Genomic DNA, 23850 nt, shown 5'->3' on the forward strand with positions numbered 1-23850 from the left:
CCGGTGTGACTCACGTCACCGGGATCACGCGAAAAGAAAGCGGATGCTGCGCCTGCGGTGCTGGCATGCTCATGCATGACTACTGGGGAGTAACCACCGTCTGCGCAGAGCGCCGGAACGGCCGTATCAACACACCTCGAAAAGCCGCGAAGCTGCGAAGCCTCGAAGGCTGACCTCGGCATGCCCCGATACGCCCGTCCGCGCCGCAGCACGCCTGCTCCCCATCTGTCACCTCATGTAGCGCACCCCCATACACCGCTCCCGAGGAACAAGCGTGCACAGACCCACCCTGAAGAGACATGCCTTACTGACGGCAGCCACCATCGCGGCCCTCCTGGCCACCGGCTGCTCCACCAGCCCCCCGGCCACCCCCACCGAACCATCGACCACAAGGGCGGCCGAGACCCCGGGGGCCGCCGCCGTCCAGGAACAACTCGCCGTCGTGTCGGCCCCGTCCGGTACGGCCACCCCCACCGCGGTGGCCGACGGAGACGAGGGAGCCACGGCGAGGAAGTCCTCCCTCAAGGTCGCCTCGTACGACCGAAAGAGCGGACGGGCCGTCATAAAGGCGCCCTCGGTCGCGAACCCCACCACGGCCCCTTCGCCGACTCCCTCAGCCAGCTCATCAGACGGCCCCTCAGCCGACCCGGCCACGAGCAGCCCAGCAACCGATTCCTCCCCAAGCCCCACGAAGCACCCGTCGGTGGCCGTCGGTGACATCATCGCCAGCGCTCCCGCCCCCGGTGCCCCCGACGGCGTACTGGCCGAGGTCACGCAGGTGGTGGGCACCACGGCGGACGGCGACACGACCGTCACCACCGAACCGGCGAAGCTCAACTCCGTGCTCGGCGAGAGCAAGGCCGAGGGCACCGTGCCCGTGGACCCGTCGGCCATGCAGATCGAGCCGCTCGTCCAGGGAGTGAAGGTCTCCTGGGCCAAGACGGGTGACCTCCGCTTCGGCCCCGAGGGCGCGAAACTCCCGCTCGGCAGCCTGCGTATCGACGTGGGCGCGGCGATCGCCACGGCCGAGGGCGCCCCGGCCTCGCCGGCGGCTTCGGCTTCGGTGGAGGGCTTCGTCCAGCTCGCCCCCGAGGTCGCGTTCTCATACGACGGTGCCGGCGGCACGGGCTCATCACCGGGCGCCGCCTTCCTGGGCCTGTCCGGCGACTGGGCCTCCCGGTGGTCCCTGAAGGGCCGCGCGGCCGGCTCGACCGGCGGACAGCCGATCCGTATCCCGTTCGCCAAGCTCCACGCCGACCCGGTGATCCAGGTCGGCCCCGTCCCGGTCGTCGTAAACCTTGACCTGACCTGCTACATCCAGGTGAACGCGGACGGCCGCGTCACCGTCGACGTCGAACAGGACCTCAAGGGCGACTTCCGCGTCGGCGGCACCTTCTCCTGGGCCAAGGGCTGGACCCCGGTCAGCGAGTCCGACATGACGGGCGAGCCCCTGAGGGCCCGTGTCACGGCGGCCGGCGACGTCAAGGCGGCCCTGGGCGCCGAGGCCACCGTGGGCCTTTACGGCACGGTGGGCGTCACCGCCGACCTCGCCCCCTACATCCGCGCCCACGCGAACGCCTCGGCCGAGGGTTCCGCTGACGGCACCGGAACGGCGACCGGCACCTACGCCCTCTACGGCGGAGTGGACCTGACCGGCTCACTCCAGTTCCAACTGACCATTTTCGGCACGCCCGTACTCCAGAAGAAGATCCCGCTGGGCGCACTCCACCGCGAGTGGCTGCTGACGGAGGGAGAAGGAACGGTGACGGCGAGCCCCGCGAGGACGACCGGGTAACCCGAGCCATGGCCCGCGTTCCGCGTTCCGCGATGCGGACCGCGGGCTATGGACTACAGCCGGGGCCTACGGCCTACGGGCTACACGCCGGGGGCTGCGGGCTACGGGCTACATGCCGGAGGGTACGGGCTACGGGCTACAGCCGGGCAAGGTCAACCGTTGATGGCAGTCAGCGCCCCGAGTAGTCAGCCGTCCCCGTCCGAGCTCGACCCCGAGCCCGACCGCGATGTGCGACTCGAACGCGCCAGCCCGCGCACCACCCGGCTCAGTCCGATGGTCACAGCGGCCACCCCCCGCACCCAGCGCGGCCCGCCCCGCGCCGCCCACACGACGCAGACACACCCGCCGATGACGAGCGCGAGAACGCACGACAGAACGACAAGCTCGAACACGCGGGTCCCCCTTCTTCCAGGTCCGCGCAATCCTCTCAGCCCGCACAACAGTTCCCCGAACCGCACCCCACTCTCGGCGCCGACCGCGCACATGGCCGGTCGAGCTCGGGTGGGACCGCCGGCGACCTGCTCGACCGAATAGGTGAGCGGAGGGCGCTGCTCCGGCGGAGGGACATCAGGCGTCGGCCTGTCAGATGTCGCCCCATCAGGTATCGGCGCGTCAGGTAGCGGTACGTCAGCTACCGGCCTGTCAGCTTCCTTGCCGTCAGCTGACCGGAGCCATCCGGAGGAGCCGGAGCAAGCCGCCACCCGTACCCACCCGGAGCTGTCTGGACGTCAGGGCCGCCGAGACATACGCCAGTACTGCCGCTTCTTCTCATCCCGTACGACGACACCGAGCCTCAGCAGCTCCCTGCGCAGCTCCCGGGCGTCCTCAGCGCTCGTGTCCTTCTCCCGCGCCGCCGCACGGGCCCTGAGCAGCGCGTCCGCCCCCTCGGGCAGACCCGGCATACCGGGAACCCAGCGCCGGAACTCCTCCCGGTACGGATCCTCGTCCGCCCAGCGGTAGCCATGCCCCACGAAGGCGTCGGAAAGCCGCTGCCACGTCAGATGGCAGTCGTCCCGCGCGATCTCCATACCGTCCGGACCGAGCAGCACGAGCTGCTTCCCGTCCCGCACCACCAGGTCGACCTCATCGCACCCGAACTCCTGCGCCGTGTCCCTGACGGTGAGAACCACGCGGCCGCGGGAGACGCTGACCGTCAGCGACTCATGCACCGCGAGGAACCCGACGACCAGCCCCAGCAGTACCCCCACTCCAAGGGCCCCGATGGTGCGCCCCGGCTCGGGGACGGAACTCAGCAGCTCGGCCGGCCCGTCCAACGGCGCCCAAGGCAGCGTCACGAGCCAGTCCGCGAGCAGCGGGGCCAGCCAGCCGACCACGACCCCGCACCCAACCCAGAAGAGCACAAGAACCCAGGCCGACTCCGCGACCACGACGGCGGCGTCGCGTTCCGACGCACCGGCCGACGCACCGGCCGACGCACCGGCCGACTCACCGGCCACCGGACGGCCCTTCCTCGAAAGATCCCCCGTACCCCTCATATCCCCCATGCCCATGCTTCCGGCCTACGCTTGCCGTCTCCGCTTCCGGCCCGTGTTTCCGGGCTCCCCGAAGACGTTCACCCCGGCCGCAGCCCGCGACCAGGCGCCAATTCTGCAGGCAGACCCCCGCCCCCTGCCATCGGCCGATGGTCTACGACACCTGCAACTTTGGTTGTCCGCCCACAACGAAGACAGGGCCCGGCGCCCGAGTCGAAGACCCGGGCGCCGAGACCCATATCGGCGAGCTAGGCCACACAATTCCTGTTGGTCAGTGTCAGCAGGTGCCGCCGAAATCGGTGACTTGCCCACCGGCATTGCCCTCGCCGTTGAGCGCGTTGCCCAGAAGGCCGTTGAGGATGCCGACCTGGCCGAGGATGTCGACGTTCAAGTCGTGAGACTTGCAGTGACCGCCTCCGTGGCCGTGGCCACCCGAAGGCTGGGCGTTGGCGGTGCCGCTGGCTATGAGGGTCAGACCACCGAGCATGGCGGCCGCGACAGCGGCCTTCTGAAGCTTACGCATTTCTCCTCCTTAGTTGAGTAGAGCGCGTACCACCAAAGATCCACATCGCGCTCATTTCGGAGGCTATGCCGATATCTCCCACACCGCTCATCGGAGCCGCCATCCGGGGCCGTGGGCCGAACCGGTTACGGCGACTCGCCCCGCAGCGGACAGGGACCGGAAACCACAGCGCCACCCTGCACCACGATCGGCTGACGACGGGTGCAGGAGTAACGAAGGCAACCGCTCCTCCTCCCGTGCTGCACGCCAAACCGACGATAGGCACCCCCCAAGCCGAACTCGGCGCTCAACCGCTCCGCGCGCAAGGACAGTTCACGGGTTGGCTGACGCGAGGCCGAAGAACCAGTGACAGCCGCACTACATCGGCCCGGCCGTCACGCATGGTTCCAAAGGGCCACAGCTTTACTGATCAATGCCTTGGCGGCGGCTCCGTAACGCGCGGCACTGCTCAAGGCGTTGAATGCTTTGCCATACAGACTGGCACCTGCTGACGCTCCATCCACCGTCGCGACGGGATGAACCGGGGCTCAACTTCCCCTTGGAGCAGTCATTTCCACTGCCAACACTGCCCGCAGGCTGGACAAGGCAATCCGGCCGGTCAGCACAACGCCGTGGTTGGCGAAGAGCGCGTCGAGTTCGAGGCGGCGGCGAATGTACGCCGTCCAAGTCGCGTCGGGCAGGTTGGCATAGGCGTTGACCATGCGTGCCCGACTGGCCTGGGTGAGGATCCAGCGGGCCTGGTCTCCCTCGGCGGTACGCCCACCCAGATCACGGGCCAGCCGCCACAACTCCTCGCCGTCGCTGTACTCGTCGACAACGGCAACGAGGCCGATGTCGCCAAGGCCGCGCTTGTCGCTGGACTGGGTGGTGTAGGCGACGGAGAGGTCTTCGAGGGGGAAGAGGGTCACGCGGCTGGTTGCGGTCAGCTCGGTGAGGGACACGGATGCGTTCCGTTCCTGGGATGCCGAGGGGCGGACCGGCGCTCGAAGGCAGGTCCGCCCTCTCGGAGAAGCGGATGAGATCGCTGGATCAGCAGCAGGGACCGTCGCCGCAGCAGGCGGGCGGATTGCAGTCGGCTGCCGTGCCCCACAGACGGTCGTCGACCTCGAAGCCGGCGGCCCGGATCTTGGCGACGACGTCCGTCATCAGACCGCGGGTGCGGACCTTGGAGTTGGGCTGGTGGTGCAGGAAGTAACCGAAGTGCTGCTGACACCAGCCGGCGTACCAGCCGGTGTGCAGAATGAGCGTGTGCCAGCCGGGGTCGACCAACTGGGAGGGGGCCATGGAGGCTCCCTCGCCCGTCGTTCCCATCACGTAGACCAAGGCGAGCGCTTGGTCGATCACGCGGTCGGCGACACAGCGCTCCGGGCCGTATTCGTCGGCGCAGAATGCGGCGAGCATCTCGAAGTCGGCGTCCGTGACCAGGGAGCGGCCGGTGCGGGTGTCGGGAGCGACGGCGGTTGTCATCGCGCGGCCTCCTGGACGAAAGAGCCGCTGACGGGCCGCGTCGGGGTCAGAGGCCGGGCGAGGCCGAACAGGGTTGTGCAGGGCACGATTTCACCTCACAGTTGGAGGACCTTTGGGTAGCCCTCTCCCGGAGTGCCGAATGCCAGTCGTGTGCTCGGGGGAGGGGGATTTTTCGGCCTGCCGCGCGACGAGCGAAGGCCCGTGGCGGCGGGAGCCGGAGGCAACGACGTCAGACCGACGCGTGCGAGGCGATCTGCCGACGTCCGGCGTCGATCAGCTCGCGCACCGCTTGAGGTCTGCACAGGTCGCCCTCAAAGCGCGGCGGAACCACCCAGTAGGTGCCGGGAGGCTCCCGCCGGTCGATACGCGGGACACCCAGGTAGGTGTCGCCGTGCAGACACGGCGCGTGCTCGCCGTAATCCCAGACGAGGCCGGCATGCCACTGGATGAGGGCGTAATACGTCGGGCCCACGCTGCGGTGGTCGTGGATGACGGGGCCGCGCAGCCACATCCTCAGGATGTCGGCAACCTGCGCTGAGTCCTCGCTGCCGACAGCTGCGTACACGAGGTCAGCGGGGACGCGAATCGCGGCGAACAACCTGCCGAGGGGGAGTAAGGCGACGCCCTGGTCCGACCATTCCGAGCACGCTTGTTGGGGTGCCGGGTGTGCCCGGGCGAGCCACTCGCTGATCGTTCTGTCCAAAGCAGCTTGCGCGTCCACAGCCTGCTCCTGTCGTCGGCGCGGTCAGTGCGTCTCACAGGGTTCATGAACAGATGCGCCGATTCGAGGACTTCTGACGGCCTTCAAGCGGACTTTTGTAGGGCCTAGTTGGCATCTTGAGGGTGAACGGCTGCTTCATAGAGGACGTTCTATGGGATGGTGGGAGCAGTCACCATCAGGAGGCGTCCCATGCCACGGCCCACAGGCAACGTACGACTCAAATCCGCCCGCGTAGCAGCGGGCTTCAATTCACAGCAGGACCTGGCCGACGCCCTGACGGAAAGCGCCAGGGAGTTGGGCATCCGTGGTCTGTCCGTGGGAGTAAGGCAGGTCCGACGCTGGGAGTCGGACAATCCGCCATGGCCGCAACCTGACTGCCAGCGCGTACTTGTGCACCTACTCGGCCAGAGCATGGAAGCACTCGGCTTCACGCCTCCCTGGGGATCGGACGCACCCCAGCCCAACCACACGCGTCGCATGCTCGTGACCGGAGGCGCGGCAGCACTCGGAATGGCAGTCGTGTCCGGACGGGCTGTCGCGACACCACAACCAGCGACCGCCGCCTTGGACTTCGAGGCCGTGACTCGCTCCCACCGTCGGCTCTACTGGTCTGTAGCGCCGACCACACTGCACCCCGCCGTCATGGCACACGCGGCGCTTGGTTGCGCCTTGCTCCCTGAGACCTCGGATTCCACACGCGGCAGGATCGCGGCATCGTTGGCAGAGGCGTACCTCCTCGCCGGTCGGATCGAGTTCTTCGATCTCCGTGAGCCGAGCACGGCGAACGACACCTTCCTCCTCGCTCTTCAAGCCGCAAGCGAAGCCGACGACGCCTTGCTCGGATCGGCGATCATCGCGCACATGGCGTTCATCCCGGGCTGGGTCGGCGATCGCGACGCGGCTCAGGAGCGCATGACCGCAGCCCGCACATATGCGCGTCGAGCACCGGCGTCAGCCGAGTTCCTCGCCTGGCTCGACGCCGTGGAGGCCGAATGCGAGACCCGATGCAGTAACACCCGCACTGCACTGCATCTGATCGGGCACGCCGAGGACATCCTCAAGACCGGCAACGATCAGCCCTCGCCCGAGTGGATGGACTGGTTCTCCCCGGCCCGACTCGCGGCCTTCAAGGGCAACACCCAGTTGATCGCGGGCCACCTCCCACAGGCGCGCGAGACCCTGCTTTGCGCTCTGGACGCGATGTCACCGGGCGAGGACAAGCAGCACACGGTCGTGTACGGCGACTTGGCCGCCGTCGAGGCAGCGTCCGGCAACCCGGAGAAGGCCTGCGAGTACGCGAGCCAGGCCCTCGACCAACTGGCCGTCACCTGGTACGCCACGGGCATGGACCGTGTCCGGGAGGTTCGCCGCGCACTCGCCCCTCACCAGCACGAGCGTTGCGTCCGAGACCTCGACGATCGGCTTTACGACTGGTCCACGACCGTCAGCGCGCTGAGCCGTTGAACTCACGGATGAGCCCAGGCAGTTCAAGCAAGCTGTCCACACGGAAGGTCGGCAGTTCCCTGGCCTCGGGAGTGCTCCACAGGATGGAGGCCCAGGGCCCACGATGTACGAGCGCGGTCTCCATCCCGGCCTCTCGCGCTGGTTGGATGTCGTTGTCGCACCGATCCCCGACGTAGAGGATCTCATTGACATCGAAGGGCACGGAGGCGGCAACCCGTTTGAAGAACTCGGGATCAGGCTTGCTGGCTCCCCAGTCGTCTGAGGTACCGATCAGATCGACGTCGTTGGAGAAGAGGCTCCGCAGAATCCGCCCCGCCCGCACGGTTTGATTGCCCGCGATACCGAGCCACAGCCCGCCGGCTCGGAGCTCGGCGAGGGCCGGCCGCACGTCCGGGTACAGATCCTCTTCGCCGAATGTCTCGGGCTGCCCGGATGCCGCCCGCTTCTCGCGCTCCTCGTAGAGATCGAACCCTGGGCGGAACTCCTGGAACGTCTCCCGGTAGTCGCGCCCCTGTGCGATGACAGCACCGAACATGGCGTGGAAGGTGTGCCGCGGTACGCCCAGCCAGTCGGCCCATGTGCCGTACTCGCGCGTCTCGTCCACGAGGCATTCACCGACGTCGAAGACCACTGCACGAATCATGAGGACAGGCTAGTAGTGCTTCGTCGGGTTCTGTCTCTGAATGCGGGGCGGCCGCAGGTACTGAAGGTGCTGGTCCAGCACCGCAGCAGGTCTTGGAGGGCATTGACGTACCACTCGTGTGAGCAGAGCGGCATCCCCTTCGATTCGGTCGTCGACTCCGGATCAGCGAGCCGGATGAACGCCTATGGGGCACGCACCTCGCGGAGCTTCGTGACCAGCATCGGGCCGGTGACGCCGAACGGCCCAAGCACGCTCTGGTCGCCCAGTGGGGTTTCGCAGACGATCCACTCCTCGTCGGAGCGCTCGTGGCCGTCGGTCACCGGCCTGACCATCTCTCTACGCGCGGTCTCGCGTTCCCGCTGGCGCTGACGGGCAAGGCGATCAGCGCAAGGCAGCCGTCGGCCGTCGGGATCGGTGGTCTCGCCCCCGAGGCGGACTCGAGGGCCGTCTTCGTCAGCTGCTGCAGCAATCCGCCCTCGCCGGCCAGCTCGATCCCGTCGGCCTGGCTCGCTCCACCGACTGGCTGATCAACAGGACATCCAGCGGTTGTTACGCCCTGTTCGAAGATCCACCGTCGATGGTAAAACCCCTTCATGGGCCACAGAGCGCGCCATGAATCATCGAGCCAGTGGTATCGCCACTCCTCGCCGAGCGGTCGTTGATCACTACCTAGATCCGCCTATGCCTGACAGAACATGAACGTTCGTCGTATGTTCCTATCTCCTGCCTCGAAGGACCGATCTGGAGGTAAGGGGCCGATCTGTCGGTGCCTGCGTCTACAGTCCGTGGCAGGTCGACGGTGCGTGACGTGACGCACTATCGAGGAACATGGCGATCGATGTGCAGGAGCCACGTACGTGCGGGTCTGGCAGTGGTGCATCGCGGTGTCGGCAGCCGAGGCGGTGCAGTCGTGATGATGAAGAGTGTCGAGTGGGTCCCCGACGCGGGGTTGGTCCGTGAGGTTGACGACCTCTTCAGGCGGGCGATCGAGTCGTATCGTGCGAATCCGAACTTGATCACCGAGCACGCCAATCACGAGGAGTCCATACGCGTCGGTGGTTACTCCAACCGCACGCTTCTGGAACTGGTACAGAATGCGGCTGACGCAATGTCGGGGGCGTCCGAGCAGGAGGACGGCGCCGGACGTGTCGAAATCGTCCTCGACCTCGATCGCCAGACTCTGTACTGCGCGAACGCCGGACGTCCCTTCTCGCAAAGTGGCCTCACGGCGATCGCTCACGCGCACCTCAGCGGCAAGAGGGGCGACGAGATCGGACGCTTCGGGCTCGGGTTCAAGTCGGTGCTGGCCGTCACCGATGCCCCTCAGGTCTTCAGCCGATCGATCTCCTTCGAGTTCAACTCCGCGAAGGCAAAGGCGGCGTTCGGCTCGATCGGGTCGACGGCCAAGAGGTTGCCGATCCTACGGACGATTACTCGAGTCGACGCCGAGTCCGAGTTCGACAAGGATCCGATTCTCGGAGAGCTCGGTCAGTGGGCGACGACCATCGTCAGGTTGCCGCATGCCTCCAAGTTGGAGAGCCTCAGGAAGGAGATCGAGGAGTTCCGCTCCGAGTTTCTACTCTTCGTCAAGGCGGTCCGCGAGGTCCGGCTCCGAGTGATCGGAGCGGACGACGACTTCGACACAAGCCATGTGTCACGCCGCCTGGGTGACGGCCGGTTCCGCATCGAGCGTCCAGAAGGCAGCCACGACGACTGGTACGTCGAGGACCGGATGCACACCCCCAGTCCCGAGGCCCGCACCGAGGTCGGTGAGGCGGTGTCGCGTGGCCAGGTGAAGGTCACAGTTGCCATGCCCGCGCGCATCACCCAGCTGCGGTTGGGCGAGTTCTGGTCGTACTTCCCGCTCCAGGACAGGACTTCTGCGTCCGCCCTCTTCAACGCGCCCTGGAGCGTGAACGACGACCGAACCACCCTGCTGGAGAACGACTACAACCGGGAGATCCTCGTGGCTCTCTCGAAGATGTTCGTCGACATGTTGCCCAAGGTCTCCTCCGGTGACGATCCGGCCGCGCATCTGGACTACATGCCGGCGCGTGGTCGTGAGACCCACTCGTTGGGCGACGACGTTCTCTGCGCTCATGTACCGCACCTCGGCGCCAAGGAAGCACTGGTACCCGACGCTACCGGCACCCTGCGCATGGCTCTGGATCTCCGTCCACTGGACTTTGGAGTCAGCGCCTCGGACGCGGACCACGAGCAGTGGATCAAATCACCCAATACCGATGAGAACGTTCCCCATTGGCGTTGCTACACCAACAGTCAGCGTGTGACTCGTCTACGGCAGCTGTATATCAACAGCGTGGACCCCGATTTCACCGATCGGCGGTCCAGGGACGAGATGAGGGCTCTGGAACAGATCCCCAGAAGGGGAGTTCTGACGTGGCTGCGTGAGTGGGCCGACGGGAATGACTCACTGGCGGCTGCCCAGGCACTCGAGTTCGTCGTGCAGAACCCAAAGGTTGAGGGGATCAGCTCCGCGAAGGTCATTCCAACGACCGCCGGGATGTGCTCCATCAAGGACCGTGGCAACGTCTTCCTCAGGGGCATCGAGGGCGATGTCGAGGGAGCGAGCTTCGTTCACCCGGACTTCCTCGCACTCCCCGGCGTCGAGAAGAAGCTGACCGAGAGGGGCTTCCGGGAGCTCGACCCGATGGCGATCTTCGAGGCCAGGATCGCCAAGCTGTCGCCGGAGCCGGAAGGCGACGAGCTTCCGAAGTTCTGGGAGGCCGCCAAGGAAGTGCCCGTGGCGCAGGCGCAGAAGGTTGTCGCCGCCAGAAAGGCGGGAGGCTTCAGGGTCCCGACCTGCGACGGCGGTTGGGCGCTGCCCGAGCAGGTGATGGACATCGACGGTCTTGGCGACAGCATCCCAGAGCGGACGCTGGACCGGTCGCGATGTGTTGTGCAGCTCGCGCACGAGGCAGGAGTTGTCCACGCTCCACGGAAGTCCTATTCAGTCGATGACGAGATCTATTTCCAGGAGTATGGCAACTACGTCCTGGACGGGCTCAACAGGCGACTCGGGCCCGGTGAGCGCGCTGTCGAGCGGGTGGAGTTCGACAAGAACGACGGACCCGGTCCGTTCTCGGTCCTCTTCATGTTGAAGGAGGCGCAGGCATCCCTCAGCATTCGGGAGACGTGGTCGATCCAGCTGCTCGGTTTCGAGGAGGACGGCTACTGGACCTGTGAAGACAGCGACACGGGCAACAGGTACCGGGTGATTTCCCCCGTCCGGTGGGCCGTGGAACGGGCGGGCCTGCTCAATTCGACTCGCGGCCACCGAGAACCTCGCAACGTGGCGTCGGCCTCGCTCGTCACGTTCGAGGCCCTGTTGCCCCTCTTCCGGGGACCGCGGCGCGTCGAGGATCTCCTGGAACTGCCTAAGGTGCTGAAGGACGTCCCGGCCGAGGTGCTGCGTGAGGCGCTCAACGCTGAATTCGTCAATCCAGCAATCAAGGATCCGACACTAACGGCGTTCGTCCTCACCGCCGGCGAGATCGGTTACCCCAATTCTCATCCTCCGCTGATCCCTGCCCGAGTGGGGCGCACGGTCGAGGCTAGACGACCCGACGCGGTGTACCTGGCGACGACCGAGGAGGAGCGGGCACTTCTCCGTGACAGGCACAAGCCGTTTCTGTGGGCGGCCCAGGACGAGGTGGAGCTGCTGGTCGAGGCGATCGGATGTCGCCGTTTCGAGGACAGTTTCTCCTTCTCGTTGTTGGTCGACGGTCGGCAGGACGCGGAGCGCGTCATCGACGTGTACACGGGGCTCCGTTCGATGTTCGTCGACGACAAGGTCATGAACGCGTCAGTGGCCAAGGCTGTGCACATTGCAAAGCGCGTGACCATGGAAGACGGAGTCGAGGACAAGTCGCTCGATTGGCATCTTGACGGTTTGACGCTGGTCGTTCGTGCGGACCTCGATGAACTACGTGTCCTAAACATCTTCAACGAGGCATTCGGTCTCCAGCTCACGAACGCCGAGATGAGCAATGTCCTTCAAGAAGGCATCGAGCAGCGACTCGAGGAGGATCGGCAGTCGGCACGTGCGGCGTCCAGTGATGCAGAACGTCTCGAGATCCTTCTGGGCGAGGACACGTTGAGGGACAACCTGCCGAAGGGACTCTGGCAGGCGCTGGAGGGTCAGGGCCTGGTGGACGAGACGACGTCCGTCGGCGACCTCTTCCTGACCGTCTACGGAAGTGACTCCATCAAGCACCTCGCAGCTGAGTTCAGGGCCGTGGAGTACCCGGACGTTCCCACGACATGGGCCGGCGGGGGATCGACGATCGCTTGGCTCCGCAAGATGGGGTTCGGAGCCAAGTACGCCGGGCGCCGAACCCACCGCCAGGACGAGGAATTCGTCGTGCCCGGCGCGGTGAAGCTCAACTCCCTGCACGACTTCCAGAAGGACATCAGTCGCCAACTGCGAGAGGTCCTGACGTCTCCATACGCGGACGGGCGCGCCCGCAAGGGCATGGTGGAACTACCGACGGGAGCGGGGAAGACGCGCGTCGCCACGGAAACCGTGTTGCGGCTCTTCATTGAGGGCGTAATGCGCGGAACTGTCCTGTGGATCGCGCAGTCGGAGGAACTCTGCGAGCAGGCGGTGCAGACGTTCAGCACCGTTTGGCGTGGGCTCGGCGACGAGCGTCCCTTGACCATCGGAAGACTGTGGCACACCAACGTCGTCCATGAGCCCGACACCGAGTTCAGTGTGGTTGTGGCCACGGATGCCAAGCTCAACAAGCTGGTCGACTCCGCTGAGTACGAGTGGCTGAGTCGGGCCGCCGCTGTCTTCGTCGATGAGGCACATCGGACTGGCGGGTCGACGATGTACACGAGGATTTTCCGATGGCTCGGGGTCGACGGCCGCAATTGGAAGCGCCCGCTCGTGGGCATCTCAGCAACGCCGTTCAAGGGCAGGCCCGATGTCCACTCCGGGCAGACGGATGAATTGGCTGCCCGTTTCGACCGGCACAAGATGGCAACGTTCGATGGCAGTCCTTACGACGAACTGTCGAAAATCGGCGTACTCGCTCGGGTCGAACACGAGGTGCTGCTGACCGGCGTGAAGGTGACGCTCGAGCCGGACGAGCTCGCCCAGGTGGAGTCCACGCGCAAGCTGGAGCCCAAGGTGCTCGACCGCATTGGGCGTGACCAGGCACGCATGAGAATTCTCGTCGACCACATTCTGAGCCAGGACCCGAAGTGGCCCATCCTCGTCTTCACCCCCAATGTGTTGTCCGCCCAAGTGCTTGCGGCGACGCTTCGCTATCGAGACGTGGCAGCCGAAGCGGTCAGCGGTCAGACCGGACGGCAGGAGCGGCGCGACATCATCCAGAAATTCAAGGACCAAGAGATCCGGGTTCTTGCGAACTGCGACCTACTGATTCAGGGTTTCGACGCCCCCGGTGTCCGGGCCCTGTACATCGCGAGGCCGACGTTCAGCCCCAACGCCTACATCCAGATGGCTGGCCGTGGCCTGCGCGGTCCCGCAAACGGTGGCGAGCCCAAGTGCCTGATCGTGGACGTCGCCGACAACTTCGGAGCAGCCAACAACTTCCTCGCATACAGGGACTACGAGGACCTCTGGCGAAAGCAGGGCGCGTGATACTCATACCGGATCTCTCCGACATAGAGGCGACAGCAACCAGCAACGCCGAACGACGGGTCGCCCGGCTCCTTCGGGCCGTCGAGGGACCCCAGGATGCGGTCGCCTTCTACTCCGTCAAGCTGCGCAGTCACGAGGTCAAGCAGCAGGCGGAAGCCGACTTCGTCGTGCTCTGGGGCGGGGTCGTGATTGTCATCGAGGTCAAGGGCGGGGGCGTCGGGAAGCACAACGGGCTCTGGTACACGATCGACCGCCGTGGCGACTGGAACAGGTTGCGCGAGTCCCCGATGGACCAGGCGCAGTCGGCCATGTACGCGTTGCGCAAGATACTTCAGGAAGAACGGGTCGGTTGGTTCCCGGCCGAGGCGGTTGCTCTTACTCCGGACATCGAATCCCCTCCTGCAGCCGTCGAGTGGCAGGAGAGCCATTGGTGGGCCAAAAACCGGATGAGCATCGCCGGGATGACAGAGGCCTTTCAAATAGTTACCGGCAATGCCAGGACCGCTCCTCGGGGGATCAGAATCGCGACTCCCGAGGCTCTACGGGCTCGGCTGTTCGGTGAGTTCACGCGCATGCCGGTGATCGATGCGCAGCGGGGTGCGGTGATAGAGGAGCAGAACCTGGCGACGGAGGGCCAGGCCCGTGTCTTGGCGGCGCTTTCCCGCAATCCGAGGATGCTTGTCTTCGGCGGCGCGGGGACCGGAAAGTCCCTCGTGCTCGCGGAAGGCGCGAAGCAGGAGGCCGGGCAGGGGAGGTCGGTTCTCATTACCTTCCACTCGCCCGCGCTCGTCGACTTCTTCGGGCCGCGCATCGAGGGACGGGACATCGATCTCCTTCCCTTCGCCGATCTGTCCGGTGACAAGCAGTACGACGTTGTCTTCGTCGATGAGGCACAGGACCTCATGAACGCCGAAGGCATGGACGCACTCGACTCCGTGATCCGCGGTGGCCGTGAACGCGGTCGGTGGCGGATGTTCCTTGACCCCAACAACCAGGCGCGTGTGGACGGCGAATTCGATCCGGATGTCTGCGAGCTGGTGCAGCAGGAGGCACTCCAATACGACTTGGACCGCAACGTGCGCAACACACGGGCGATCGTCCATGTCGTGCAGGAGTACCTGGGCGCAGATGTCGGGGACCCGGCGATAGTCAACGGCGAGCGGGTGGCATGGCGGTGGTCGGCCGGACCGGCCGATGTCTCCGAGGCCGAGGCTGTGGCCCGGGAACTCGTGGCGAACGGGGCCAGCCGGAACGACATCTGGATCGTCAGCGTCTCGTCGGACGGTGAACCGTTCAGGAGCAAGGCGGGATTCCTGGTGACGAACCCACGGTTCGCCAAGGGCTTGGAGGCGGAACACGTGATCGTCTGCGGGCTGCCGCAGAAATACGACGACCGCGGAGTGGCCGCCTTCTACGTGGCCATCACAAGAGCCCGCGTCACGCTCCACGTAGTCGCGTCCAAGGAAGACAAGAAGCGCCTCCAGGACCTTCTCCGAAAGCAGGTTGGCAAGTGAACCTCACAGAGGCCCAGAAGGAGGCCCTGAGACACCTCCGTGCGTCCTACGTCGGGCCGGAGGGAGGAGCCGAGGAGGTCACGACAAACCTCCCTCACCGGCAGTACGCCGTCGGCATGCTCTTCCCCGTCGATGAGTCGGCCGAGCGCTCTGACGGCAGGGGCACGGACGACGAGGAAGTCGCCCCTGACGTGCCCGAGGGCGACGTCGAGGAGGACGCTGCTCAGGTGCCTCTGGCGGAGCCTTGGAAGCCGTCTTCTGTCGCGATCTCATTCGTCACCGATGGCAACTCGGTCGATGTCGATTTCTCATGCGGTACGTATGCATCCGTCGGTGGGGACGGTCCGCCGAGGTGGCAGCGCGGTCGGTTCTCAAAGGGCGACCTCGTACTGTCGCGGGCTAACGCGCGCGTCGAGTTGGTCGTCGGTGGGGCCGAGGTCGAGGTCGGAGCACGTTGGCGTGACTTTGGAAGCAACTCGTTGGTCACCGTGCACGTTCGCAACCTGGCCGAGTCCACCGGTGACGACCGGCTCGACGTACCTCTGACTCTGTTCCAGGTCCGGTTGCAGGTCGCGCCGTCTGCCGAGGCGCACATCCTGGAGTACGACACGACGCGTTCTTTCGACTCCGATCAGGAAGCCGCCGAGCTGCGTTTGCGGTACCGGAACAGGAAGGTCTACGCGGTCGGGCACGGAATGGCCGCGGACTGGAACTTTGCGGACGGCCGTTGTACCCGGGTCTTTCTCGAGCCCGTGCCCGCATTCGTGGTTCCTACCGTCGAGACCACGGGCTTCGACAACGGAACGGCGGAGGCCAAGTCTCTGGTGTTGGCTCACCTCGAGAAGATCGACACGGATCCTGACGTGGTGCTGCGGGCTTTGGGCGCTTTCGTCGATGCCTTCGCTGGCTGGGCCGATCGGCAGATGGAAAGAGCCGGGACCTTCGGCGGCGACGAAGACGTGGCAGTCCGAATCGCCAGGCGTTCCCAGGACGCCGTCGACAGGATGAGGGAGGGCGTGGACCTCCTCAGAGCGCCGAAAGGGCAGGAATTCCGAAGGGCCTTCTCGCTCGGCATGGCCGCCATGCGCCTTCAGATGCGGCAGGCGAAAATCACCCGTGGACTCCCCGAGGAGGAGGTGCCGGAGCCGGAATGGCGCCCGTTCCAACTTGGCTTTCTCCTTGTCTCGTTGGCGTCCACCGTGGACGCCGAGCACGAGCAACGGGATCTCGTGGATCTCATCTGGTTCCCGACAGGCGGTGGCAAGACCGAGGCATATTTGGGCCTTGCCGCGATTGAGATCTTCCGGCGAAGGCTCGCCCACGGCCTGGCCGGCGGAGGGACCGCCGTCATCACTCGGTACACCTTGCGATTGCTGACCGCCCAGCAGTTCCAGCGTGCAGCCGCGTTGATCTGCGCCATGGAGATACTGCGTGCCACGGACGAGCGCGCGAAGGGAATGGCACCGTTCTCGATCGGCCTCTGGGTCGGCAACGAGGTCACCCCCGGCACCCGTGGAGATGCGCGGGACGCCCTCAAGAGGCTTCAGAAGGCCGCGCGTCCGGAGGAGGCGAACGAGTTCCAGATCGAGAGCTGCCCGTGGTGCCTGAAGCCGATGGTGCCGGAGCTCAGAAGCGACAAGCCGCAGGACTACGGCATGCGTCTGGAGGGCAGGGATGTCGTGCTGCACTGCGTCGACGGGTCGTGCGAGTTCGCCGGCGAACTTCCGCTCGCCGTCGTCGACGAGGTGCTGTACGAGGAACCGCCCACGATCCTCCTTGCGACGGTCGACAAGTTCGCGCGTCTGCAGTTCAGGCCCGAAGCAGGAAGGCTTCTGGGCCTGGGGACCAACTACAGGCAGCCGTCCATGGTCATCCAGGACGAGCTGCACCTGCTCTCGGGACCGCTCGGTACCACCGTCGCCGTGTTCGACGCGGTGATCCAGCTCCTGCTCACCCGGACTGGATCCAGCCCCAAGATCGTCGCGTCGACGGCCACTATCCGTGCGTCCGAGGAACAGGTGCAAGGGCTTTACGGCCGGCACGTTGCTCTGTATCCCCCCTCCGGACTCGATGACGATCGAACCTTCTTCTCCCGCCCGGTAGAGAGCGGAGAAGGACGCCTCTACGTTGGCCTGATGCCCCAGTCGGTCTCGCAGCCGTCGGCTGTCATTGCCGCGGTCACCCCCATGGTGGAGATGCCGGAGGCGCTGGCCGCCCGCGCCCCGTCCGCCGCCTCGCGGGACGCCTACTGGACGCTGGTCATGTACCACAACAGTCTTCGTGAGCTCGGGCGTACCGGGACGTTGGTCGTCGACGACGTCAACGGCCGGCTCGAGCCTCGCGCGGAGCGACTCGGCTTCCCCCTTCGGCCTGTCAGGGCGGGAAAAGTCCTCGAACTCACGAGTCGCCGCGGCGCGGAGGAACTGCCGAACGATCTTCGTGCGCTGCGTGTCAGGGTCGACGAGTCGCCGGACGCCGTCGATGTGGTTCTCTCGTCGAACATGCTCTCCGTCGGCATCGACATCCCGAGGCTCGCGTTGATGCTCATGGTGGGCCAGCCGAAGACCACAGCCGAGTACATCCAGGCCACCAGCCGGGTCGGACGTGGCGATATCAACGGGGTAGTCGTCACGCTCTTCAGGTCGAGTCGAGCCCGGGACCGGTCCCACTTCGAGACCTTCCGCGGCTACCACGAGGCGCTGTACCGCAGCGTGGAGCCCACGAGTGTCACCCCGTGGTCGTTGTCCTCACGCGACAGGTCCCTCGCCGGCGCACTCGTCGCACTGCTGAGGCAGTCGTTCACTCCGCTCGCCCGCAATGACGAGGCGGGTCAACTCGACCTGGACGACGTCAGGCTTCGCAAAGCAGTCGAAGGGATCGTGGACCGGTTCCTGGGCTACGTGCACCGTTCCGATGGGGCGGAAGCGACCGACACGAGGCATGCGGTGTGGAGCCTTCTGAAGGACTGGGATCGTCGGGCGGCACTGGCACGGGACTCGAACGAGCCCCTGAACTACCAGCGGACGAAGAAGGAACAGGCAGCTCTGTTGAAGAGGTTCGGACAGCCCGGAGAAGGATGGCTCGTCGCAGATTCGATGAGATCGGTCGAGCCCAGCGTGGCAGTTGAGGTCCAGGAACCGCAGGAGGAGGTGCTCGATGGAGAAGATCAGGCATGACCTGCGGCTCTCGGAGACGATCTCGCCCTTCGGCGTAGGTGCGATTGTCGACATCCGAGGCGAGTCCCTCATGGCGCCGGACACATCCTGGTGGGACACGAAATTTGCCCCGGAGATCAGCTGTGAGCGCCTTATGGCAAGGCTCGGAGCCGGAAAGCTGAGGCAACCTCCGGCGCATGCGGGCCGTGCCGGCAAGGAAACACCCGCGTTGCCCTACTGGCGCTTTCCGGCATGGAGGTTCTGCGAGCGCTGCGACAAGCTCACGAAGCTGACTGGGAAGAAGAAGGGCAAGTGGAGCAACACCTGCGAGTGCGGCGGCATGCTCGTGCCCATGCGATACATCGCCATCTGCGAGAAGGGCAGCCACGTCCGGGACATTCCCTGGTTCAAGTGGGCGCACCGGGGACCTGCGGCCAGTAAGAACGAAGCAGTTCGCTTCTGTCGTGACTACAAGGCGCTCCGGTTCCACAAGCTGGCCAAGCGCGGTGAAGGCCTCGCGTCACTCGTGGTCAAGTGCTACGGGTGTGGCAATACACGCTCCTTCGCGGAACTGGTGGCCAAGGAGGCCCTGAAGCGAGACGGGATCCGCTGCGAGGGACGTCAGCCCTGGGAGCCGAAGAGTGCGGTCAAGGAGCCCTGTCCCCACGAACTGGTCGCCGTGCAGCGCGGCGCCACGGGCAACTACCTCGCCCAGACCATCTCGGCGCTCGATATACCGGAGGAACGCCCCCCGTCCGTGGACGCGGCCGACAAGATCCGTGGACATGCCTTGTTCGCAAAGGTCGTTGCCGACAACGGCGGACCCCTGGCGGAGACGGGGGCTCAGTGGATTGCCCAAGATCTCGGCGTGACACCGGAGACCGTCCTGGCCGTCGCTGCGGGGGAGGAGAACACCGCCGGAGAGATGTTGCTCGACCTCAAGGACGGTGAGTGGGCGGCGTTCCTGAAGAAAGTTGAGGCAGGACGCGACGGCAGCGGCGGCGACTTCGTCGTCGACGGGCGAACCCTCGAAGGTGTGCCAGGGCCTACGAGTCTGATCAGCATGATCGGCAGAATCGGACAGGTACGTCGGGTGCGGGAAGTCCGTGCTCTGCGAGGATTCCGACGCCATGACGCGGAAGCGGCGTTGATAGGCGTCGACCTTGGGGCGAACCAGAAATACGAGCCCGTCTATCCGGCGATCGAGCTGTTCGGAGAGGGCATCTTTCTACGGTTCGACGAGGCGAAGCTGGCCGCTTGGGAGGCGCAGGCAGGGGTGCAGGCACGTGCCGGCATCCTCATGGCGCGCAGGGCCGACTCTCCGCTGGCCGGTCGCCTCGACGTGCCGGAGCCCAGGTTCCTGGCCCTTCACACGCTGGCGCACCTGCTCATCCGACGATTGGCGTTCGCGAGTGGCTATGCGTCTGCCGCGCTGCAGGAGCGCATCTACGCCAACTCCGACCGTACCGATAAGACTGCGGGGATCCTGATCTACACCGCGGCAGGGGATGCGCAGGGAACGCTGGGCGGGCTCGTCAGACTCGGGGCCCCGGACAAACTGATCCCCCTTCTGGTGGCGGCGCTTGAGGATGCGGACTTCTGTTCCAACGACCCGGTCTGCATCGAGAGTGACCGGCAGGGAGCCTCGCATCTCAACCTTTCGGCCTGCCATGGTTGTTCGCTCGTAAGTGAGACCTCGTGCGAAACGGGGAACCGGCTGCTGGATCGCCAACTGGTCCTCGGCGGAGGCAACGTGACGGGACTGCTGGACGACGTGCTGGCGGAAGTCCGGCGACCCGGGTGACACGTCTCAAGTCTCAAGTGGCCGTTCTGGAACCCGGAGGGGGACGCTTGAGCAGAGGAACGGCCACCGCGGCTGCCAGCATGATGTCGTGGCCTGCTTTGTTGTGTTTAGGGTGCGGCGAGAGAACGCAACGAGGAGGCTTTCATACAGGCAGCGAAGGCGCAGAGGACATTACGAGTGGGAGGATGGAGCATCCTTCTCGTTCTCGCTCTTGCCTTCCTCTGGCACCGTTGGCTCCCACGATGCGAGCCGGTTCAAAGCCTCCTGCGATGGACGTCCGAGACCAAGGGCTGCGCTGATGATGTGCATTCCGAGCCGTGGCGGTACGGCGTTGCCAATCTGTTGTGAGACGTCCTTGCCGCTCCACGGGTAAGCCGCGGGAAACGTCTGGAGGCGGCCTGCCTCGGAGAATGAGAAACGATCGGTGCCGGTGGGCCCTATCACGCGGTTTCGCGAGATCTTGCCCGTGACGGTGGCCGAAGGTTGGTCGGACCGACGCTCACCACGTGCTTTGGGGTCGCCGCCCGTCCCGTAGTTGGAGATTACGGTGAATGGGGCCGGACGTTCCGGCAGTGCCTGAGCCATGCTCACCCATTTCTCCGGCACAGCGTCGGCGAAGGCGAAACCCTCGTTCTCCACCTGCCTACTTCCGCGGTAGCGCTGGTGTGTGGGGGTGGGCAGCTTGAGGGGCTGGGGACTGTGCAGACGGTCATCATCATTGCGACGGCGCGCGATCAGCACGGCGCGTCGACGGGTCTGTGGGACTCCAAATTCTTCGGTGTGAAGGACACCGAAGTCGGTTTCGTATTCGTCGCTAAGTGCTTTTGCGTACGCCTCCCACACCGGGAGCACCGCAGGGACCTGTTCCAGCACAATGGCGTGGTATGGATCGAGGTCAGGATTGTCGAGGGCCTCAAGAGCCCAGTGGAGAGGCTGCAACACCAACCCGGTGCGCTCGTCCTCCAATTCGGCCAGTTCCGCCTCAATATTGGACCATTTGTCCCGGTCGACGAGACGCTGCACGAACTTCAACACGGTGTCCAGGGCTCGCCGTCCTGCGCCGTTGCCCGCGACGGTGAACGTCTGGCACGGCGGTCCTCCTGCCAGGACGTTGGCCTCCTGGAAGGCGAGGTCGGTCGGCTTGCACTTGCGGACATCCTCATGAACGGTGCGCAGGCCCGCCTTTGTTCGGGTGGCGTACGCGCCCGCGTCCCATTCGACTCCGACGCTCGGCACCCCCAGTGCCTCTGCTGCGATGTCCAGTCCGCCAGGACCGGCAAACAAGTCCACCATGCGGAAAAGTGCAGGCTGAGGAGATTGAGGCTGTACGGGGGTCATGGCATCGAAGTGTAGCCGGCGGCACGCGGTGCTCTTGTCCATACCGCAGATGCGGGCGCAGCCGTCCTATGCGTGCGGTCAGCTTCGAAGCGCCTCGGCGAGCGCTCTGCCCAGCGCCTCACCGACCGGTGGCGGTGACGCGTGGCCGATCTGGCGGTACCGCGCCGTTTTCTTGCCCGCAAAGATCCAGTCTTGTGGAAAGGACTGAAGTCTGGCTGTCTGCTCCACGGTCAGCTTCTTGAGCGGAGAGCCCGACGTGTCCGATTCCTGGATGCCGTCCGACCCCGGCACCTCGTCGCTCAACGCGGCACCGTTGATGCCCATCTGTGCCCAGGCCCTCTTGGTGCCCGTCAGTCCGAGGTCGGCGCCCCCGCGGTTGTCGGATCCGCCCACGAGAGTTGGAGCCACGCGATTGGCCCGTGCCGCCCATTCGTCGGCACCGGTCCAGCCGCGTGCCGACATCGATGGAAGTAGAGCCTCGCCTACAGTCACGGGCCGGGACACTGTGGGGGCGGGGGACTCGAACCGATCGAAGTATCGATCCTTCAAAGCGACCAGCACACCCTGTTTGCGGTCCTGTGGTACGCCGAAATCGGCGGCATTGAGGACGAACCAGTGAAACCCATATTCGAGGCAGGCGACTTGACTCTGCAGGTAGTCCCGGACCTCCCCGAACTCAGGGCTGGCTACGAGCTCCGGAACGTTTTCGATTAGTAGGGCCTTCGGCTGGATAGTATGAGCCAACCGGACCGTCGCCTTCATCAAGCGCAGTTCAAGGCCCGTTTCCACACGCTTTGTCGTCGCCGACGATTTCACGCGCGGCAGACCTGCGGAGAGCAGGTCGACACCGTAGACCTGCCGATGCTTGAGGGGATCGAAGTCCACGAGGTCCATCTCGAGGATGTTCCACGACGGTCGGTTGCGCCGCAGCGTCTCACAGGCGATCGGCTTGTTGTCCAGGAGGAGCACTGGATCGAAGCCGGCGCGTTCCAGGCCCAGTGCAAGTCCCCCTGCACCCGAGCACACGTCGACCGATACCAGTTTCCCCATGGAGGTCTCCCCGCCCTAGTGGATCAACGAATATGCCACGACGATAGGCTCGATCGCTGGCATTGTCGATGGCGACCGCCAGGGCCGGATTTCATGGCCGGTTCTGTTTCACGGGCTTGTGTCTGAGGATGGCGGCCTTGACATCCTCGGCCACCCTGTCCGGTACTTCGTGCTCCCAATAACGGAGAACCGTCCATCCTTCTGCCCGCAAGTGCTCGGTGGTCTCTTGGTCGCGCGTCATGTTCTTGCCCAGCTTGGTGCGCCACCACTCCGCGTTTGCCTTCGGTTGCGTGGCGTGCTCGGGGCAGCCGTGCCAGAAGCAACCGTCCAGGAAGATCGCGACCTTGGCCTTGGGAAAGACGATGTCGATCGTGCGACGAGGCATGCCAGGCACAGGCACGTTTACTCGGTAACGCAACCCCGCGGCGTGCAGGATCTTCCGGACCGCCACCTCGGGAGTCGTGTCGCGGGAGTTCTGGCGGCTCATGCGGGCGGAGACACCGGGAGAGGATGGGACAGCACCTACCACATGAGCATTCTGCCGGCGGAAGATAGGCGTTGGGGCAGTGGTTGTGCATCCTCGTCTCCGCCGGCTGGGCGGCCTGCTGTGTGGAGCCACAGAATCCTGGCGAGTGGAGGTTCCCGTGTGACTGTCGGGGCCTGGCCCCCTGGACGGAGTTCACCCGCACTGCTGAGGCCGCCCGCTTCTTCGCAGTGTCGTGCCTCCGCAGCCCGCGTCAAGGGCGCTTCACTCCGCTGCGCTGCGTTCCGCGTCGGCTGCGCCGATGGCCCTTCGGGTCACCCTTGACCCGGCCCGCTCCAGCACGGGGGAGAAGCGAGCGGGTGGCCCGGGGAGGCGGGTGGCCCCAGGTTGGTGGCGGTGAGGTCGGCTGGGTAGCGGGGCGGGGTGGGGGCGCGTTCGCGTCTCGTGGCACGCCGGGTGGGTTTAGCGGCGTCCGGCCGGTGGGTGGGCGCCGGCGCGGGATGGCGGCGTGCCGGGTGGGGTGGCGGCTTTCCGTTGAGGGTGGGCGGTGGTGCCTCTCGATGGTCCGGCGGGGTCTGTCCGGTCTTCTGTTTGGGGGTGGTTCACTCTTTCGAGTATTGGATTGACCTGGCGTTATTACTCTCCGTAAGTGATAATTGGTGGGGTCGGCCGGCTCGGGATCGTCGCGAGTTCGGTGTGCTGGTGGTGGTTTGCGAGGGGGTGGGTGGGCGTGTCCGTGGCCGGGGGTGTTTCCGAGCTGGCGAGTG

17 protein-coding genes and 1 pseudogene are annotated in these 23850 nt (G+C 65.6%); 6 read left to right on the forward strand and 12 right to left on the reverse strand.

Features of this window, described 5'->3' with window-relative positions; genetic code table 11:
- The first annotated feature begins 274 nt into the window (after positions 1 to 274).
- Entirely contained in the window at positions 275 to 1795 is a 1521-nt protein-coding gene (locus IF78_RS0102890; RefSeq protein WP_031478407.1) for a hypothetical protein, read from the forward strand.
- 185 nt (positions 1796 to 1980) lie between these two features.
- Here IF78_RS0102890 and IF78_RS49420 read toward each other — a convergent pair whose 3' ends face one another.
- From IF78_RS49420 to IF78_RS44855, 6 genes are all read right to left on the reverse strand, one after another.
- Positions 1981 to 2187 carry a hypothetical protein gene (locus IF78_RS49420; RefSeq protein WP_031498010.1) on the reverse strand — a complete coding sequence of 69 codons (207 nt, stop codon included), beginning with the start codon at positions 2185 to 2187 and terminating at the stop codon, positions 1981 to 1983.
- A gap of 336 nt (positions 2188 to 2523) precedes the next feature.
- Positions 2524 to 3252, reverse strand: coding sequence for a YqeB family protein (locus IF78_RS0102900; protein WP_051827473.1), 729 nt, complete (start codon positions 3250 to 3252; stop codon positions 2524 to 2526).
- A 313-nt stretch (positions 3253 to 3565) separates the two neighbouring features.
- Positions 3566 to 3811 carry a hypothetical protein gene (locus IF78_RS0102905; RefSeq protein ID WP_031478411.1) on the reverse strand — a complete coding sequence of 82 codons (246 nt, stop codon included), beginning with the start codon at positions 3809 to 3811 and terminating at the stop codon, positions 3566 to 3568.
- Between the two features lie 527 nt (positions 3812 to 4338).
- On the reverse strand, positions 4339 to 4752 hold the full coding sequence (locus IF78_RS44850) for a hypothetical protein (RefSeq protein ID WP_051827474.1): 414 nt from the start codon (positions 4750 to 4752) through the stop codon (positions 4339 to 4341).
- Positions 4753 to 4840: 88 nt separating this feature from the next.
- Entirely contained in the window at positions 4841 to 5278 is a 438-nt protein-coding gene (locus IF78_RS0102915; RefSeq protein WP_031478414.1) for a glycine-rich domain-containing protein, read from the reverse strand.
- A gap of 229 nt (positions 5279 to 5507) precedes the next feature.
- Positions 5508 to 5999 carry a hypothetical protein gene (locus IF78_RS44855; protein ID WP_051827475.1) on the reverse strand — a complete coding sequence of 164 codons (492 nt, stop codon included), beginning with the start codon at positions 5997 to 5999 and terminating at the stop codon, positions 5508 to 5510.
- 189 nt (positions 6000 to 6188) lie between these two features.
- On the opposite strand from IF78_RS44855, the gene IF78_RS0102925 reads away from it, so the two are divergent.
- The gene (locus IF78_RS0102925; RefSeq protein WP_031478417.1) at positions 6189 to 7463 is read left to right on the forward strand and encodes an NsdA family TPR-like regulatory protein; all 1275 of its coding nucleotides are present in this window, start codon (positions 6189 to 6191) and stop codon (positions 7461 to 7463) included.
- Here the strand turns inward: IF78_RS0102925 and IF78_RS0102930 are convergent.
- From IF78_RS0102930 to IF78_RS50780, 3 genes and pseudogenes are all read right to left on the reverse strand, one after another.
- Positions 7444 to 8106, reverse strand: a complete 663-nt coding sequence (locus IF78_RS0102930) for an HAD family hydrolase (RefSeq protein WP_031478419.1) — start codon at positions 8104 to 8106, stop codon at positions 7444 to 7446. The two genes, IF78_RS0102925 and IF78_RS0102930, sit on opposite strands and share 20 nt — an antisense overlap.
- 182 nt (positions 8107 to 8288) lie before the next feature.
- Positions 8289 to 8426, reverse strand: a complete 138-nt coding sequence (locus IF78_RS48240) for a hypothetical protein (protein WP_158751251.1) — start codon at positions 8424 to 8426, stop codon at positions 8289 to 8291.
- A gap of 110 nt (positions 8427 to 8536) precedes the next feature.
- A pseudogene (locus tag IF78_RS50780) lies at positions 8537 to 8649 on the reverse strand (transposase); the annotation flags it as partial.
- Between the two features lie 370 nt (positions 8650 to 9019).
- Here IF78_RS50780 and IF78_RS0102940 point away from each other — a divergent pair.
- Genes IF78_RS0102940 through drmB form a run of 4 tightly spaced genes read left to right on the forward strand, consistent with a single transcriptional unit; the run spans position 9020 to position 20211 of the window.
- Positions 9020 to 13738: a DEAD/DEAH box helicase gene (locus IF78_RS0102940; protein ID WP_031478421.1), complete on the forward strand. Its 4719-nt coding sequence runs from the start codon at positions 9020 to 9022 to the stop codon at positions 13736 to 13738.
- Complete coding sequence (locus IF78_RS0102945) at positions 13735 to 15252, forward strand: nuclease-related domain-containing DEAD/DEAH box helicase (protein ID WP_031478422.1); 1518 nt, start codon at positions 13735 to 13737, stop codon at positions 15250 to 15252. Before IF78_RS0102940 ends, IF78_RS0102945 begins: the two co-directional genes overlap by 4 nt.
- Positions 15249 to 18428: a helicase-related protein gene (locus IF78_RS0102950; protein ID WP_031478424.1), complete on the forward strand. Its 3180-nt coding sequence runs from the start codon at positions 15249 to 15251 to the stop codon at positions 18426 to 18428. Before IF78_RS0102945 ends, IF78_RS0102950 begins: the two co-directional genes overlap by 4 nt.
- On the forward strand, positions 18409 to 20211 hold the full coding sequence (gene drmB / locus IF78_RS0102955; RefSeq protein ID WP_031478425.1) for a DUF1998 domain-containing protein: 1803 nt from the start codon (positions 18409 to 18411) through the stop codon (positions 20209 to 20211). The genes IF78_RS0102950 and drmB overlap by 20 nt, the downstream gene beginning before the upstream one ends.
- Positions 20212 to 20382: 171 nt before the next feature.
- On the opposite strand, the gene IF78_RS45645 is transcribed toward drmB, so the two are convergent.
- The 3 genes from IF78_RS45645 to IF78_RS0102970 form a co-directional block, all read right to left on the reverse strand.
- On the reverse strand, positions 20383 to 21549 hold the full coding sequence (locus IF78_RS45645) for a DNA cytosine methyltransferase (RefSeq protein WP_234439753.1): 1167 nt from the start codon (positions 21547 to 21549) through the stop codon (positions 20383 to 20385).
- Positions 21550 to 21627: 78 nt separating this feature from the next.
- Entirely contained in the window at positions 21628 to 22599 is a 972-nt protein-coding gene (locus IF78_RS0102965; protein ID WP_031478428.1) for a DNA cytosine methyltransferase, read from the reverse strand.
- Between the two features lie 91 nt (positions 22600 to 22690).
- Complete coding sequence (locus IF78_RS0102970; protein ID WP_031478429.1) at positions 22691 to 23086, reverse strand: very short patch repair endonuclease; 396 nt, start codon at positions 23084 to 23086, stop codon at positions 22691 to 22693.
- Between the last annotated feature and the right edge of the window lie 764 nt (positions 23087 to 23850).

It is taken from the genome of Streptomyces bicolor (assembly GCF_000719285.1).
Lineage (GTDB): Bacteria > Actinomycetota > Actinomycetes > Streptomycetales > Streptomycetaceae > Streptomyces > Streptomyces bicolor.